General features: G+C 72.8%; 14 protein-coding genes. 7 read left to right on the top strand and 7 right to left on the bottom strand.

Going from position 1 to position 15,483, the window contains the following annotated elements:
* Window positions 1-466 precede the first annotated feature (466 nt).
* Window positions 467-2,011, top strand: a complete 1,545-nt coding sequence (gene guaA, locus H180DRAFT_RS11145) for a glutamine-hydrolyzing GMP synthase (RefSeq protein WP_254665975.1) — start codon at window positions 467-469, stop codon at window positions 2,009-2,011.
* 126 nt (window positions 2,012-2,137) lie between these two features.
* Window positions 2,138-2,764, top strand: coding sequence for a Uma2 family endonuclease (locus tag H180DRAFT_RS11140; protein ID WP_074466738.1), 627 nt, complete (start codon window positions 2,138-2,140; stop codon window positions 2,762-2,764).
* Window positions 2,765-2,924: 160 nt separating this feature from the next.
* Here H180DRAFT_RS11140 and H180DRAFT_RS11135 read toward each other — a convergent pair whose 3' ends face one another.
* Window positions 2,925-3,452 (bottom strand): DinB family protein, encoded by a 528-nt coding sequence (locus H180DRAFT_RS11135; RefSeq protein ID WP_055485853.1) that lies wholly within the window; start codon window positions 3,450-3,452, stop codon window positions 2,925-2,927.
* A gap of 148 nt (window positions 3,453-3,600) precedes the next feature.
* Here H180DRAFT_RS11135 and H180DRAFT_RS11130 point away from each other — a divergent pair, with 148 nt between their 5' ends.
* On the top strand, window positions 3,601-3,945 hold the full coding sequence (locus tag H180DRAFT_RS11130; protein ID WP_074466737.1) for a nuclear transport factor 2 family protein: 345 nt from the start codon (window positions 3,601-3,603) through the stop codon (window positions 3,943-3,945).
* 9 nt (window positions 3,946-3,954) lie between these two features.
* Here H180DRAFT_RS11130 and H180DRAFT_RS11125 read toward each other — a convergent pair whose 3' ends face one another.
* Window positions 3,955-4,590 (bottom strand): hypothetical protein, encoded by a 636-nt coding sequence (locus H180DRAFT_RS11125; RefSeq protein WP_055485852.1) that lies wholly within the window; start codon window positions 4,588-4,590, stop codon window positions 3,955-3,957.
* A gap of 243 nt (window positions 4,591-4,833) precedes the next feature.
* On the opposite strand from H180DRAFT_RS11125, the gene H180DRAFT_RS29795 reads away from it, so the two are divergent.
* Window positions 4,834-5,001: a hypothetical protein gene (locus H180DRAFT_RS29795; protein ID WP_159033573.1), complete on the top strand. Its 168-nt coding sequence runs from the start codon at window positions 4,834-4,836 to the stop codon at window positions 4,999-5,001.
* A 219-nt stretch (window positions 5,002-5,220) separates the two neighbouring features.
* The gene (locus H180DRAFT_RS11120; protein ID WP_055485851.1) at window positions 5,221-7,158 is read left to right on the top strand and encodes a LamG domain-containing protein; all 1,938 of its coding nucleotides are present in this window, start codon (window positions 5,221-5,223) and stop codon (window positions 7,156-7,158) included.
* Between the two features lie 326 nt (window positions 7,159-7,484).
* Here H180DRAFT_RS11120 and H180DRAFT_RS11115 read toward each other — a convergent pair whose 3' ends face one another.
* The 3 genes from H180DRAFT_RS11115 to H180DRAFT_RS11105 all read right to left on the bottom strand — a co-directional run bounded on the left by H180DRAFT_RS11115 (window position 7,485) and on the right by H180DRAFT_RS11105 (window position 10,825).
* Entirely contained in the window at window positions 7,485-8,387 is a 903-nt protein-coding gene (locus tag H180DRAFT_RS11115; RefSeq protein ID WP_055485850.1) for a hypothetical protein, read from the bottom strand.
* Between the two features lie 297 nt (window positions 8,388-8,684).
* The gene (locus tag H180DRAFT_RS11110; RefSeq protein WP_055485849.1) at window positions 8,685-9,395 is read right to left on the bottom strand and encodes a LuxR C-terminal-related transcriptional regulator; all 711 of its coding nucleotides are present in this window, start codon (window positions 9,393-9,395) and stop codon (window positions 8,685-8,687) included.
* Window positions 9,392-10,825 carry an ATP-binding protein gene (locus H180DRAFT_RS11105; protein WP_107097621.1) on the bottom strand — a complete coding sequence of 478 codons (1,434 nt, stop codon included), beginning with the start codon at window positions 10,823-10,825 and terminating at the stop codon, window positions 9,392-9,394. Before H180DRAFT_RS11105 ends, H180DRAFT_RS11110 begins: the two co-directional genes overlap by 4 nt.
* 139 nt (window positions 10,826-10,964) lie before the next feature.
* Between H180DRAFT_RS11105 and H180DRAFT_RS11100 the strand changes: the two genes are divergently transcribed.
* Both H180DRAFT_RS11100 and H180DRAFT_RS29790 read left to right on the top strand, forming a co-directional pair.
* The gene (locus H180DRAFT_RS11100) at window positions 10,965-12,575 is read left to right on the top strand and encodes a PspC domain-containing protein (RefSeq protein ID WP_074466736.1); all 1,611 of its coding nucleotides are present in this window, start codon (window positions 10,965-10,967) and stop codon (window positions 12,573-12,575) included.
* The gene (locus H180DRAFT_RS29790) at window positions 12,572-13,030 is read left to right on the top strand and encodes a hypothetical protein (protein WP_074466735.1); all 459 of its coding nucleotides are present in this window, start codon (window positions 12,572-12,574) and stop codon (window positions 13,028-13,030) included. The genes H180DRAFT_RS11100 and H180DRAFT_RS29790 overlap by 4 nt, the downstream gene beginning before the upstream one ends.
* Window positions 13,031-13,109: 79 nt before the next feature.
* Here H180DRAFT_RS29790 and H180DRAFT_RS11090 read toward each other — a convergent pair whose 3' ends face one another.
* A complete protein-coding gene (locus H180DRAFT_RS11090) occupies window positions 13,110-13,646 on the bottom strand; it encodes a DoxX family protein (RefSeq protein WP_055485848.1) in 537 nt (178 codons plus the stop codon).
* A gap of 312 nt (window positions 13,647-13,958) precedes the next feature.
* Window positions 13,959-15,299, bottom strand: a complete 1,341-nt coding sequence (locus tag H180DRAFT_RS11085; protein ID WP_074466734.1) for a hypothetical protein — start codon at window positions 15,297-15,299, stop codon at window positions 13,959-13,961.
* Window positions 15,300-15,483 lie beyond the last annotated feature (184 nt).

The following is a 15,483-nucleotide window of genomic DNA, read 5'->3' as shown; positions in this document are numbered from 1 at the left end:
CGCCTCGCGATGCACCGCATCCGACGCCGCGGGCTGGTCCTCAAAGATCCGCCGGACACCCCCTGAACCAAGAGCGCCCCGGGCCTTTGCCGGCCCGGGGCGCCCGGTGAGTCGCTCGTCGGTGGATCAAGCAGCTCGACCACGGCGGCCGTGAGGGCCGGTTCCGTGGCCGAACCAGAAGCTGGTGGTGACGGGCAGCTCGAACATGCCCGACAGTATGCACGAGGCCGCTGTGGAGGCCGAGCGGCCCCACGGGCGCCTCCCGTTAGAATCGGCCGTACGAAGCGAGCACGTGCTCCGCGCTCCGGCACGGCGTGCACAAGCGCCGTCCACGCCGTCCCACGCTCCCGTACCACCGCCGTAAAGGCCGAAAGGCAGCCGCTCCGTGGCATCAGCGCCCGCCCCCCGGGGCTCAGGCTCCCCGGAATCCGCCTCCGCTTCTCCGGACGCCCCGGAGACCGTCCTCGTGGTCGATTTCGGCGCCCAGTACGCGCAGCTCATCGCGCGCCGCGTACGTGAGGCGCGGATCTACAGCGAGGTCGTGCCCTCCACCATGCCCGTGGAGGAGATCCTGGCCAGGAACCCGAAGGCGGTCATTCTCTCCGGCGGCCCCTCGTCCGTGTACGCCGAGGACGCACCCTCGCTCGACAGCTCGCTCTTCGACGCCGGCGTCCCCGTCCTCGGTCTGTGCTACGGCTTCCAGCTGATGGCCCAGTCCCTCGGCGGCACCGTCGACAACACCGGCAGCCGGGAGTACGGGCGCACGGACCTGTCGGTCTCGAAGAGCGTCTCCACGCTCTTCGAGGGCACCCCCTCGCACCAGCAGGTGTGGATGTCGCACGGCGACGCCTGCTCCGCGGCCCCCGAGGGCTTCACGGTCACCGCGTCGACGGACATGGTCCCGGTCGCCGCGTTCGAGAACGACGAGCGCGGGCTGTACGGCGTCCAGTACCACCCCGAGGTCATGCACTCCACGCACGGCCAGCAGGTGCTGGAGCACTTCCTCTACCGCGGCGCCGGTCTCTCCCCGACCTGGACGACCGCGAGCATCGTCGACGAGCAGGTCGCGGCGATCCGCGAGCAGATCGGCAGCAAGCGCGCCATCTGCGGGCTGTCCGGCGGCGTGGACTCCGCCGTGGCCGCCGCCCTCGTCCACAAGGCCGTCGGTACGCAGCTGACCTGCGTGTACGTCGACCACGGGCTGATGCGCAAGGGCGAGACGGAGCAGGTGGAGAAGGACTTCGTCGCCGCCACTGGCGTGCAGCTGAAGGTCGTCGACGCCGCCGACCGCTTCATCGCGGCGCTGGCCGGAGCCTCCGACCCGGAACAGAAGCGGAAGATCATCGGACGTGAGTTCATCCGGGTCTTCGAGCAGGCGCAGGCAGAGCTCGTCGCCGAGGCGGGTGCCGCAGGCGAGGACGTCGCCTTCCTCGTGCAGGGCACCCTCTACCCCGACGTCGTCGAGTCCGGCGGCGGCACCGGCGCGGCCAACATCAAGTCCCACCACAACGTGGGCGGACTGCCGGAGGACCTGGAGTTCGAACTGGTCGAGCCGCTGCGGAAGCTGTTCAAGGACGAGGTCCGCATGGTCGGCCAGGAGCTGGGCCTGCCGGAGGAGATCGTCCAGCGGCAGCCGTTCCCCGGGCCCGGCCTCGGAATCCGCATCATCGGCGAGGTCACCCGCGAGCGCCTGGACGTGCTGCGCGAGGCCGACGCCATCGCCCGCGAGGAGCTGACCGCCGCCGGCCTGGACCGCGAGATCTGGCAGTGCCCGGTCGTGCTGCTGGCCGACATCCGCTCCGTCGGGGTGCAGGGAGACGGGCGCACGTACGGGCACCCCGTGGTGCTGCGCCCGGTCTCGTCCGAGGACGCGATGACCGCGGACTGGTCGCGGCTGCCGTACGACGTGCTGGCCCGCGTCTCCACCCGCATCACGAACGAGGTCTCCGGCGTCAACCGCGTCGCGCTCGACATCACGAGCAAGCCCCCGGGCACGATCGAGTGGGAGTGAGCGGGGGCGGACGGGGAGAGCGCCCCGGGCGCGCCACCCGTCAACGCGGCGTTGTGCTTCATGCCTCTGAGTGACCAGAGGGCTTTCCGGCCCGCTACGGTGGGCACAGGGCCAAGAATCCCGTCCATGGGAGGAACCATGACCGCCGAGCCCGTGCCCACCGCCGGCGATTCCCCGGCCGCGGAATCGCGGTGGCCCGTGCCGCCGCGGCAGGGCTACACCGTGGACGACCTGTTCAATCTGCCCGACCTCCCGCCGCACACTGAGCTGATCGACGGGAGCCTGGTCTTCGTGAGCCCACAGCGGAAGTTCCATTCGCTGGCGATGTACTTGCTGGAAAGCGGGATGCGCGCCACGGTTCCCGAGACCTTGCGTGTGCGCCGGGAGATGGCGGTGGTCCTCAGCCCCGGCACCGTCCCGGAACCGGACATCTGCGTGGTCCGTGCCGAAGCGGACAAGGACGGGCGCCAGACCCGCTACGAGGCGGAGGACGTCGTGCTGGCGGTCGAGGTCGTCTCGCCGGACTCCCAGGAGCGGGACCGCGACACCAAGCCGCACAAGTACGCCCGGGCGGGCATCCCGCACTTCTGGCGCGTGGAGATGTCCGGTGACGAGGACCGTCCGGTGGTCTATGTCTACGAGCTGGACCCGACGACGATGGTGTACGCCGTCACGGGCATCCACCATGATCAGCTGAAGCTCTCGGTGCCCTTCCAGGTCGACATCGACCTCACCGGGATCGACCACCTGTAGACGGCCGCCCGGGCCGGGCCCGACGATCTCGGAGGTCCGGCGTCCGCGGCGGTAGGTTTCCCGGTGACCGATATCGGGGGCCTCGCCGCCCGGACCGTCGGAAGCGGATCGTCGGGGCCGCCGCCGCGGCAGTGGTGCTGCTCGGAATCCTCGCGGCGGCTCAGCTGCCGACAGTGCCGTCGATGCGCTCGCGGAGCAGGTCGGCGTGCCCGTTGTGCCGCGCGTACTCCTCGATCATATGGACCAGGATCCAGCGCAGGGACACGCTGTCTTCGCCCATGATGGCCGCTGCCTCTTCGGGAAGGCCGCCCGAGTCGTCGAGGGAGGCGTCGGCCGTCAGTTCGCGGCCCCGCCCGACCTCGCGCTGCCAGACGGCCATCGCCTCGTCCATGCCGCGTCCGGGAACGAGCGTGAACCCGTCCTCTCCCTCCTGATACAGCCTCGGGACGTCCTGACCGGCGAAGACCCGCTGGAACCAGTTGCGTTCGACCTCCGCCATGTGCTGCACCAGTCCGAGCAGCGTCATCGAGGACGGCTTCACCGGCTGCTCACGGACCTGACTGTCGTCGAGATCCGCGCACTTGAGGGTCAGGGTGGCGCGGTGGAAGTCCAACCAGCCCTCCAGCATGGCGCGTTCGCCGGCGTGCGCTGCGGGGACGGGGCGTCCGTCCGGGGTCGTCCTGGTCATGGGGCAAGCTTTTCACGGCCCGGACGGCAGCGCGTCCCGGTTTTCGGGAGGCGGGACCGGCACCGGCTGCCGCTCCACTCCGATGAGTCCCGGCCCCGGCGGCGGTCTGCACCGCCGCAAGGACATCACGTACCGAGGGAGAGCTGCTGTGCCGGGTGCCACCGGGACCGAGGTCGTAAGGGCCTGCATGGAGAGCTACATCGCGCAGGACCGCGAGCGTGCGGAACGGCTGATCGCCGACGACTACCGCTTCACCAGCCCGCAGGACGACCACATCGACAGGGACGCGTTCTTCGAGCGCTGCTTCCCCACGGCGGAACGCTTCCGGTGGCAGGAGATCCTGGCGGTCGTGCCCGCCGGCGGCGACGACGTCTTCCTCCTCTACGAGTACGAGCTGAGGACCGGCGAGCGGCACCGCAACGTCGAGGTCGCGACGGTCCGCGACGGGCGCATCACCGAGACCCAGGTCTTCTTCGGCGGCCGCGTCCGATAGCCGCCCGGCTCAGGCCGCAGGCCGTGCGTGGGACGTACCGTCCTTCGCCGGCCGCGCCGCCGCCCACACGAGCAGGCCGAAGCCGAGCGCGAAGCCGAGCATCGTCACCACCCCCCGCGGGTTGAAGATGTGGCTGTCGAAGAACGACCAGCAGGACACCAGCAGCACCGCTGTGCCCGGCAGCACGCGTGCCCCGTGCCTGAGGCACAGCGCGACCGACGCCGCGACCACCGCGACCGTCAGGCACCACACGCCGGCCTGACCGAGCGCGTCACCGGTGTGGAAGAGCGGGTTGACGACGCGGCGGCGCTGTTCGCCGCCGTGCTGCTCGGCGATGCCCGCCCCGATGCCGGCGACGGCGTCCAGTCCCGTGTAGAAGCAGGCGTAGCCGAAGGCGCCGGTCCACGCGACGACGGTGGCCACGCCCGGCACGTCAGGGCGCGGCCTTCCCCACAGGGGCACGACCAGGCCGAGCGCCAGCAGCGGCCAGACGGGCAGCAGCCAGATGTGCATCTCCGCCCACATCACGGCGTTGTGCGGCCGCAGCCCGGCCGGGTGCGTGAGCCCGAACCCGGCCAGCACGAGGGGCGCCGCCACGACGAGGACGATGTCGCGGGTGAGGTTCTTCCAACGGGGTACGGACATGCCGTGATGGTAGGTGCGCTGCGGCCGGTACGCCCCGCCCCGTACGGCACCGTCACAGAAGCGAAAGATCCGGCGCCGCCGGGGAGGCGAGGGGTTACGCGCCGGCCCGCCGGAACGCGCCGACCGCGGAGGGGCGCAGGCCCTGCGGACGTGGCGCGTACTCGACGAACTCTTCGCTGTCGCCGAGGAGTCGGGGCGTCCTCCGGCCCAGGGGCGGTCAACTGGCTGCTCCGGCAGGACGGTGTGACCGCGTCGATCGTCGGTGCGCGCACGATGGAGCAGTTCGCCTCCCATCCCGCCGTTGTGGACTGGGAGTTGGAGTCCTCGCAGGTGAAGCGGCTCACCGGCGCCGCGCGGCGCCGGCTGCCCTGTCCGTACGGTTTCCAGAAGGGCGGCGGCAGCGACGACTGACGCGGATGCCCGCAGGCCGGTCACCGACTTGTCCCCTCCTGTTCGGTTGGATCGGTAAGTCCGTTATGTCTGCAGTCTTTTCGGGCATCTTCCCCGGCCCCTCTCGATGGAGCCGATTCGGCCGCCGGTACGTCGTATCCTCGTACTGTTATCGGCCATGCACTCTGAGCATCCGTCTCGGCATCGGGACGCCGTCGAGTCTGGGGATTGAACGAACGGATGGAATGGGCGCAACTGTCAGACGCTGAACTCCTCTCGCTGGTGCGGGAGGAGGGCGAGTCGTCCCCCGATGCGCTCCGTGAACTGCAGCGGCGCCACTTCCAGGCCGTGAAGGCCTTCGCGGCGGTGTGCACCGTCGGTTCGTCCGCGGCCGAGGAACTGGCCGGCAACGCGTGGCGCCGCGCGACGACGGCGTTACGCGCGGACCCGGGTGTCGGCGCCGTGCGTCCGCACGCGCTGTGCTCGGTGCTGCGTACGACGGCCGACTGGGCCGGAACGGCCAAACGCGAGGATCTGCACGAAGAGTTGGTCAGCTGGATCCAGAGCTACGTCTCGGAGGGCCGCGGGGACTCCTCGGCGGACGACTTCCCCCGCACGTCGAGGGCGGCGCGGGCCTTCGGATCGCTTCCCGCTCACGCGCAGACGGTGCTGTGGCACTACGCCGTCGAGTACGACGGCGTGGCCAGGATCGACCAGCTCCTCGGCGGCGGGACCGACGAGGTCTCGGTGCTCGGCAGGCGTGCGCGGCGGGACTTCTACAACGCCTACGTGCGCATGCACCAGGACGAGATGCGGGAGGACGAGTGCCGTCGCCTCCAGCGGACGGTGCTCGCCTACGCGGACCAGAAGTCGATCGAGACCGCGGCGGACCTCCTGCCGCATTTGGAGCGGTGCGCACACTGCTCACAGGCCGTCGACGACCTCGGGCTGATGCACGTCCACTGCGGGGCGCTGCTGGCGGAGGCGCTGCTTCCGTGGGGCGGACCGGAGTACGCCGCCTCCAGCCTGCCCTCGTCGGCGGGCGCCCGCGCCGCACACGGCTCTCAGGACGACACCGCCGCCAGGACCGGAGCCGCGGGCGGCGCGGGCGACGGGGAGCGCATCCACGGGGACCAACACGCGGGAGGATGGCGGGGGTTGATGCTCCGCTGGTCCGGCGGCCGAGCCGGTGGCCGGCTCCTGGGAGGAGACCCGGGTGCTGACGACGCGGACGCCCGCCCCGGCGAGGAGAGGAGACGGCACAGGACCAGGCGCGTGGTGCAGAGCGCGGCACTCGTGGCCGCGTGCTCGCTCGTCGTGGCCGTCGCCTACACCGGGGCCTTCCGCCCCGGCTCGCCGCAGAGCGCCGAATCACCGCCCGCCAGGGGCGGTTCGCAGGTCACCGCCCAGCCGGCCCGGCCATCCCCGACGACGGCGACGGCCACCGCAACCGCCACCGTCACGGCCACGGAGACCGCCCCGCCCCGCGGGAACGGCGGCGGACGTCCCGGCGGCAGCGGCAGCGAGCCGCCGAGAGGGGTGCCGGCCGTCGACACGGCACTGGAATGGCTCTTCGACACGGTGCAGGGGGCGACGACGGCGGACAGCTCCGCCAACGGCATCCTCGGGACGCTCTTCGGCGACCCGCTGCCCGCGCTGCTGAACGGCGCCCTCCAGTTCAACGGGTCGCAGGACGTCAGCTCGGAAGGCGGCGTGCTCGACACCGCGTCCAGCTTCTCCGTCTCCGTCCGCGTGAAGCTGCAGGACAAGGGCGGCTCCCAGACCGTCGTCAGCCAGGACGGCCGGGCCGTGAGCGGGTTCTCGCTGCGGTACGACGCCGCCGAGGACCGCTGGGCGATGGCGATCCGGGGTGACGACTCCTCGGAGGCCGGGCAGAGCGTGGCCCTGTCCGACTCCTCGCCGGAGGTGGGCAGTTGGACCCGGCTGACCGGCGTCTACGACGACCCGGGCAACGTGATCCGGCTGTACGTCGACGGCAGGCTCGAGGACACGGTCAGGCACGGGCGGGACTGGCGGGCGGACGGAGCCTTCACGGTCGGCAGGGGACTGCTCGACGGAGTGCCCTTCCAAGGGCTGAGGGGCACCGTCGACGAGGTGCGGGCCTTCGGCTCGGCACTCTCGGGACAGCAGGTGCGCGACCTGGCGGGCCGCTCCTGACCGCGGCGGCCCGCGCAACGAGTGTCCGGGCTGCCGACCGTCCGGGCTGCCGCGTGCTGTCGACCGTCGGGTCGCCGAGCGCCGCGCGCCGCCGGGCGCTGTCGACCGTCCGTGCCGCCGACCACCGCGCGCCGACCGCCGGGCGTCGCGCGCTGCCGCGCGTCCGGGCCGCCGACTGCCGGGCTTCGCCGTCGGGCCGCTTGATGCGCCGTCCGGGGCAGCCCGGCGGGGCCGGTGCGCCTCCCGCGGGGTGAGCACCGGCCGGTGCGTGCGGGCGGGCGTCGCCGGCGGCCGCACCGGACACGGTCCCCGGGCTCGTGCCGGTCTCATCCCGCGTTGCGCGCGCCCCGCCTCTCGAAGGTGTCCTTGGTGCCGCCCTCCCACTCGACGGTGAGCTTGGCGCCGGAGCGGCCCGCGTTGCCCGTGAGGTCGCTCCTCACCTTTCCGTTGACGCACTTGAGGGCCAGCCGGAATGCCGCGCCGGACTTGTTCAGCTCGCCGACACCGGGGCAGGTGGACAGGCGGCCGAGGCGGTTGTAGGAAACGGCGTTCTTGCCGGCTGCCTTGCCGGAACGGACCTCCCGGCCCACCGTCAGCGTCTCCCCGCCGCGCGACTGCCACGTGCCGATGAACGCCTTCTGCCCGGCGGCCTGTCCGCCGCGTCCCGCGCCGTCGTCCTGGCCGGGGCCCTTCTGCCCGCCGTCGGGCCGCTCGCCGGCAGGTCCCGGTTCGGGTTCGTCGCCGCTCGGCGCGCTCGCTCCGGCCCCTCCACCGCGCTCGCCCACCACCATGTAGTAGACGCCGCCGGCGACGAGCAGCATCGCGACGACCGTCCCCGTGAGAAGGACGACGAGTTTCCGCGTCGAGTGGGCGGCCCACCGCGGTCCCGTCGGCGGGTAGCCGTAGCCCGGCGGCGGCTGCTGGTACGAGCCGTCGGACAGGTACTCGTAGTCGTACGGCGGTGGCGGGGGCGCCGGCGGTGGAGCCGGCGTCTGCCACGACGTCTGCCACGACGCCTGCTGTGGCGGCAGCGGAGGCTGCGGCGGGGGCTCCGGCGGGAGTTGCTGCGTCGCCGAATCCCAGTACCCGTACCCGGCCGTGGGCGGCTGCGGCGGCGGCTGGCGCGGCTGGATCTGCTGCGGCGGAGGCTGCCGCGGCACCGGCGGCGGGGGAGGCCGCTGCCCCGTGTACCGCGGACCGACGTCATCGTCCTGCGGTGGCTGAGTCATGGCGAACACCTCTGCGCACGTGCCCGCAGCCGCCGAGACCCCCAGCTCTCCTCATGGCCCGAACTTCCCCGGGGTCGGCCTCGGCCGGTTACGAGCCCGCCGCTTCTGCACGGCAATGAGCGGGCCACGCCACCATCCTGCGCCATCGTGACGACCGGCCGCAGCCGAACCCGGAGCATGTGTGCGGTACATCAGGTACGTCGCGACGCCCGGTCAGGCGCGGGATGCCGTGCGGTGCCGGTCCGCGGCCCTGCCCTGCGCGGACCCGTACGGTTCCGCGCCGGGTGGCGGAGCGGCTCAGACCAGGCGCCGCGCGGCCGCCCAGCGGGTCAGTTCGTGACGGTTGGACAGCTGCAACTTCCGCAGTACCGCCGAGACATGGGACTCGACCGTCTTCACGGAGATGAAGAGCTGCTTGGCCACTTCCTTGTACGCGTAGCCGCGCGCGATCAGACGCAGCACCTCGCGTTCGCGCTGGGTGAGCCGGTCGAGGTCCTCGTCGACGGGCGGGGCGTCGGTGGAGGCGAAGGCGTCCAGGACGAAACCCGCCAGGCGCGGTGAGAAGACCGCGTCACCGTCGGCGACGCGGAAGATCGCGTCTACGAGGTCGGTGCCGGTGATGGTCTTGGTGACGTAGCCGCGCGCACCGCCGCGGATGACGCCGATGACGTCCTCGGCCGCGTCGGACACCGACAGGGCGAGGAACCGCACGGGCGATTCGGCCGCGCCCATCATCGGGGCGCTCCGGCGCAGGACCTCCACGCCGCCTCCGCCGGGGAGATGGACGTCCAGCAGCACGACGTCGGGGCGGGTGGCTGCGATCACGGAGACCGCCTGTTCCACGTCGCCGGCCTCCCCGACGACGTCGACGCCCGTCTCGTCCGTGCGGCCGATCTCCGCCTGCACGCCCGCACGGAACATGCGGTGGTCGTCGACGAGGACCACGCGGACCCGGCGGGACGTGCCCGTGCCGGCGCCTTCTGCGGTGCCTGGTGTCTCGTTGGTCACGACTGGGCCGCCCTCTCCATTTCGAGCTCCACCTCTGTCCCCTCGCCGGGCGCCGACCGCAGCCGGGCCGTGCCTCCGTGGCGGCGCATGCGGCCGATGATGGACTCGCGCACGCCCATCCTGTCCTCCGGTACCGCGTCCTGGTCGAAGCCGGGGCCACGGTCGCGCACGGAGATGAACACCGTGCGCCCCTCCACCTCCGTGAACACCTGGACCGCCCCTCTGTCGCCACCGTACTTGGCGGCGTTCACCATCGCCTCCCGCGCTGCCTGGATCTGTGCGTCGAGCCCTTCGTCGAGGGGGCAGTCGCCGACGCAGACGACCTCGATCGGCACTCCGTGACGGTCCTCGACCTCGGCCGCCGTCTCCTTGACGGATTCGGAGAGGGTCTGCGCCTTCTCGTCCTCCTTGCCCCTGCCGTGCGGCTTGTACAGCCAGTTGCGCAGCTCGCGCTCCTGGGCCCGGGCGAGGCGGGCCACTTCGCGGGAGTCGTCGGCGCTGCGCTGGATCAGGGTGAGGGTGTGCAGCACCGAGTCGTGGACGTGCGCGGCGACTTCGGCCCGCTCCTGCGCGCGGATGCGCATCAGCCGCTCCTCGGAGAGGTCCTGCATCATCCGCACCAGATACGGGCCCGCGAGCAGCGCGACACCGACGAGGACGGCGAGGGCGGCCTGCAGGACCGGGCCGAGATGGCTGGCCGACCCCTGCACGACGACGATTCCGCTCACCCCCACCGCCACCAGCACCACTCCGGCAGCACTGCGCGCGAGGGGGACCAGACCGCGGCGGCGGCTGACCTCGGCCCAGTGCGCGCGGCGTGCGTCGTCGGCCTGGCGCCAGACCAGGACCACGCCGAGGCCTATCAGCAGCACCGGCCACACATAGGTGTTGATCCGTCCGAACTGCAGGTTGTCGGCGATGACGGCCGCGCCGACGAGAAGCGCCAGAACGGCGAAGATCTGGCCCTTGTCGGGCTTGCGCACCCGCAGCCGCGACCAGCCCCCGTCGCTCTCCCGGCCCCCGGCCTCGGGGCCCGCGGCGGACTCCGCGCCGGCGGCGGGCGGGCCGGCCGGTCTGCGGCCGGTGCCCACTCCGCCCGTGCCGAGCGGTACGACGAACCAGAAGGCCGCGTAGAGCAGCACGCCCAGCCCCTGGGTGACGCTGAGGGCGATGAAGACGATGCGGACCCAGGACACCGGCAGCCCCAAGTGTCCTGCCAGGCCCCGGGCGACGCCGCCGAGCATGCGGCCCTCGGCGCTGCGGTAGAGCTTGCGCAGCGGGGGCGGCGAGGCGTCGTCGGCGGTCGGCGGCCCTCCCCCTGGCTGCGCCGGGGGTACCCCCGTGGCCGCGCGGGCGGCGCCGGGGCCGGAAGCGGTCGACGAGGCGGGGGTCATGCACCGATCGTCACACGCGTGTGCGGTGCGGGGCATCAGGGTCGTCCCTGATCCTCCACCCGTACGTGCACCCTCACGCGGGCACGGGGAGGCGGGGTGTGCGGCGCCGGAATCAGGGTCGTGTGGGGGACGGGCCCGGATGTACCCGGTGGGAGGGAGGGGACACCATGGGCGCATGACGGAGGACGACGAGCACGTGCCGCCGCGGCATCAGCCGGCGGACGGGCCGGTGCCCCGCGACGCGGGCGGTGACGGCGACGCGGGCGGCGACGGCGCCCGGCGCGATGAACGTGGCGGGGCCCGCGGTGACCGCGCAGAGGTGCGCGGCGGCCACGGCGCTGCTCCCGGCGGCTTCGGTGCAGGCCCCACGGGTGGCGCCGCCGGCGGGGGGCCGGGCGACGGCCACGACGGCACCGGTCCCGGGGACGCGAGGCTCACGCGGAGCCGCCGTCCCAAGGTCGCCGCCGGTGTGTGCTCGGGCCTCGGCCGCTACTTCGACCTGGACCCGGTCATCTTCCGTGTGCCGCTCGTCGTCCTCTCCGTCATCGGGGGGCTCGGCCTCGTCTTCTACGGCGTCGCATGGCTGCTGATCCCGGAGGAGGGCGAGCAGCAGAACGAGGCACGGTGGCTGCTGTCCGGCCGCGTCGAGGGAACGACGCTCTCGGCGATCCTCGTGGCCCTCGTCGGCTGCGGGCTCTTCCTGGCGTCGCTGGGCAACCGCAGCGCACCCTTCTCCGTGCTCCTCGCGGCGGCGGTCGCCGGTGCCGCGTTCTGGTCGCGCCACCGGCGGGAGGCCGAGGCGGCGGAGGCCGTCGGCGCCCCTGTCGATCCGGCGACGGCGCACGCGGTCGCCGACGCGCCGCCGGAGGCGCAGGCTCCGCCCGTGCCGGGGACGCCGTCGTGGTGGCGTGAGCCGCTGACGAAGGACGGCCCCGGCACGTCTTATGACACCGGGTATCTGTGGGGGCCCGACGAGGCGGAGACGCACCCGGGGCACGGGCACCCTCCGCGCCGGGGTCCCTGGATGCCTCCCGGGGCGGGCGTCCGTCCGGGCCGCGGCCGGGACGGCGGATTCGGCGGGCTGCTCGCGACGCTGGCGGCGGTCGCGGCGGTCGCCGGGACCGCCGCCGCCTGGGACCCTCGGTCGCTCGGCACGGGTCTCACGGTCGGGCTGGCCTGCGCTCTCGCGGTGTACGGAATCGGCCTCGCGGTCAGCGCGTTCGCGGGCCGGGTCGGCTTCGGGACGGTGTTCCTGACGGTCGTCACGGCCGTGATGCTGGCCGGCGTCTCCCTGATCCCGAAGAGCATCGGCACGGACTGGCGCGAAGTCACCTGGGCACCGGCCTCCGCCACGGACGTCGCGGGTGTCTACGAACTCGACGGCGGCGCCGCTGAACTCGACCTGGGCGGCGTACGGTTCACCGGTGACCGCGAGACCGTGCGCACGCGGGTACGGATCGGTGCCGGATCGATGAAGGTGGTCGTGCCGAGCGGAACCAGCGTCGAACTCGACGCGAAGGTCGGCGCGGGCGAGATCCGGCTGCCCTCGCGGACCGAGCGCAAGGGGGAGCACTTCGTGGTGGAGAGCATCGGCGGCCTCCACCGGCACGAGCGGCTGACCCTGGCGCCTTCCGGCCGCGGCGAGGCGAAGGGCACGCTGAGGCTGTCGGCGGACGTGACGGTCGGACAGCTGGAGATCGTGCGTCTGCTCCCCTCCGGTGAACGGACCGACGACCTGCCTGCCGGCAGCGTGCCCGGGGACGAGCTGAGCGAGGCCCGCCGATGAACCGGCACCGTTTCGAACCTGCCCGGCTGCTGCTGGGTCTGCTGCTGATCGGCGCCGCGTCGGTCTACGTTCTGGACGCGCTGGGTGAGTGGCGGGTGCCGGTGTGGGCGCTGCTGCTGCTGGTGCCCGTGGCGCTGGTGGCGGCGGCGCTGACGGCGGCGGCGGCCTACGCCGTGCGGCGGCTGCTGCGGAGGCGGAGGGCCCGGGCGCCGGACGTGCCCGGGCGGATGCCGGTGGACGAACTGCTCGGCGGATACGAGCGGCCGGGGACCGGCGGTGCGCGGGGAGACGAGGGGCGCCCTGACGAGGGGATGCCTGACGAGGAGCTCCCGGCCGAGGGGCTCCCTGACGAAGGGCTGCGTGGCGGAGGGCGAGGCGTCCGGGGACAGGGTGAGGACCGGCGGTACGGGGACGAGCGGCCCGGCCGCGGCGGCGGGGGAGGCGGAGCGGAATGAACGGCGGGGGCGGGGCTCCCGGGGCTGCGCCCCGGGAGCCCCGCCCCCGCCTCGTCCACACCGTCCGGGTGCCCGTGCGTCAGCCGAAGATGTGCCTGCCCTTGCGTCGCCGCCGGCGGGAGAAGGCCATGTCGAGCGACCACACGGAAGCCCCCGCGAAGATCAGCGGTACCCAGGCCATCATGTACGGCAGGTCGTTGCCGTAGTAGTACGGGTCGCTTCCCCAGCTGACCGTCAGCCACAGGCTGAGCGATATGAGCATGCCGCCGAAGGCGGCCAGGCGCGTCAGCAGGCCCACCAACGCGCCCAGCCCGACGGCGATTTCACCCGCGGCGATGGCGATGCCGAAGGCCTTGGGGTCGTTCTGCGCGAGGTTGACCAGGGCGGGGATCGCCGCGACGTTCTCCACGGAGTCCAGGACCTGGACCAGCGAGTCGCCGCCCTTGCCGGAGAGGAACTCCTTGTTGAGGACGAGCTTGTCCAGTCCCGCGTAGATGAAGGTGGCTCCGAGGAAGAGGCGGAGCGGGAGCAGCGCGTACTTGGACGCTCTTGCCCGCAGGCTGCCAGGGGAGCCGCTGACAGGCGCATCAGTCCTGGTTTGATCAGCCAGAGACATGACAGTCCACCTTCCGTAGTCGCCGCCTGTGCCGCATGGGTGTTCGGCTCGGGCTGAAGTCGGGTCGCTACGGTACGCGGCTGTGGCCCGCGTTACACCCTCTCTGGACGATCTCAGTGAGCATCCGTCGCCGGGCACTTGGCGGATGGGGGTTGCATTCGCGGCAGAACGGGCCAACCGGATGCGGCGGCGCGCCGAAGACCCGCCGGCCATAGCCGTTCCCGCCCCGGTCGCGTCACCGGTCGTCGCCGGTTCCGCGCTTCCGGATGCCCCTCGCGGGCGCCGCACCCTCCCGGTGCCGCCCCGCTCCGGTCAGTCGGCGACGTCGATGGGGTAGCGGTTGGTCTCCACGCCCGCGGCGGTGACGACCTGGATCTCGACCCGGCCCGGCTCGACCTCGACGGGCACCGGCACGGTGAGCGTCGCGTCCGCCGGGTTGGAGAAACCGTTGCCGGAGGGGATCAGCGGGACCGGCACGTGCACCGCACCGACACGGACCACCATCCGCGACAGCCGGTCCGGCTCCCCGGCGCCCGGCGGCACGAAGCCCGCGCCGCGGATCTCGATGTCGTCGCCCGTGCGGATGGGCGCGTGCAGGTCGCCGACCTCGCGGGCCCGCACGACGGACAGCACCACAGGACGGCCGCCCTCGGCGTACTTGCCCGTGAGGTACGTCGCCGCCGAGACCACGACCAGCAGAGCCAGACTCCAGGGCAGGTCGGGCAGTTGGTCGGGCTGCCGCGCGAGGCGGACGGCGGCGAACACCACGGCGACGCCGCTGATCAGGACGTACTGCACGTCGCAGAAGGACCCCCGGCCGGCGTCGTCGGTGAGGAGGTCGGCGGCTCGGGGCCGGTCGGCGCGCACCTTCTGGAGCCGCTGGTGCTGCACGCGAACCGAAACGGTCCTGCGCACGAAGACCGCGACGGCGCAGCTCAGGGCGAGAACGGTCAACAGCCCCGCTCCCCGGGAGAGTTCGAGCCCCTCGATGAGGACGCTCCGCTCCGCCCGGCCGGAGCGGCCCGCAAGTTCGAGAGCGAGGACGAGGATGTCGTACACGGCGAGGAGCACCCATGCCGCCGCCACGGCGCGGGAGGTGGAGAGCCTGTTGTCCTCGCCGATGAGCGGGGCCAGCGCCCCGCCGCGCTCCCTGTGCAGGTAAGCGGCGAGCGAGACGACCCCGGCGGCGATCACCGCGGCGACGAGGGACGCGGTGCGGTCGGCCGTCCAGCCCACGGCGAGAGCGGAGAGCAACTGCCCGAGCAGCAGCACGCCGACGGCCGCCCACGTGCCGATGACGGTGTGCCGCCACATCGACTGCAGCCGCACCGCGCCTTCGTCGCGGGCGCGCTCGGCGACCCTTCGGGCGGCCCGGGTCAACTCGTCGGAGACCCACTGGCGGGAGGCTCCGGGGGAGTGCGCGAGAGCGGCGGGAAGGCCCTTCCCGGCGGCGAGTTCGTCGCGGCGACGGCGGAAGTCCTCGCGTGCGTGCCGGTGACCCTCGCGGACGCCGTGCGGGCAGTCGCCGCAGGTGCAGGAGGTGGAGTGAGCCCCCGAAGGCGTCTGTGCGGGAGCGGTCTTCTGAAGCGGGACGGCCTCTTCGCGTGCGCCGCTGCCGCCGCCCGTGCCGTCTCGTGCCGTGTCCACGGCCACTGCGCAACCCCGCCTCTCAAACACCGTTCGTGAAAGGCGCATTGTGCCCTACGGACGGGGGGCTTCCGTCGGCAGGGCGCGCTTCGTCACCCGGCTGTGTGAGCCGGCGAGCCGGAGGGTGGACGGCCGGCGTCCTCGCTCGGCTCGCACGAAGCAACCTGTGGATAACTGTCCGAAATTCCCG

Source organism: Streptomyces sp. WMMB 322 (assembly GCF_900090145.1).
Classification (GTDB): Bacteria; Actinomycetota; Actinomycetes; order Streptomycetales; family Streptomycetaceae; genus Streptomyces.
The sequence above is the reverse complement of the archived record's forward strand: the minus strand, read 5'-3'. Positions and strand labels throughout refer to the sequence as shown.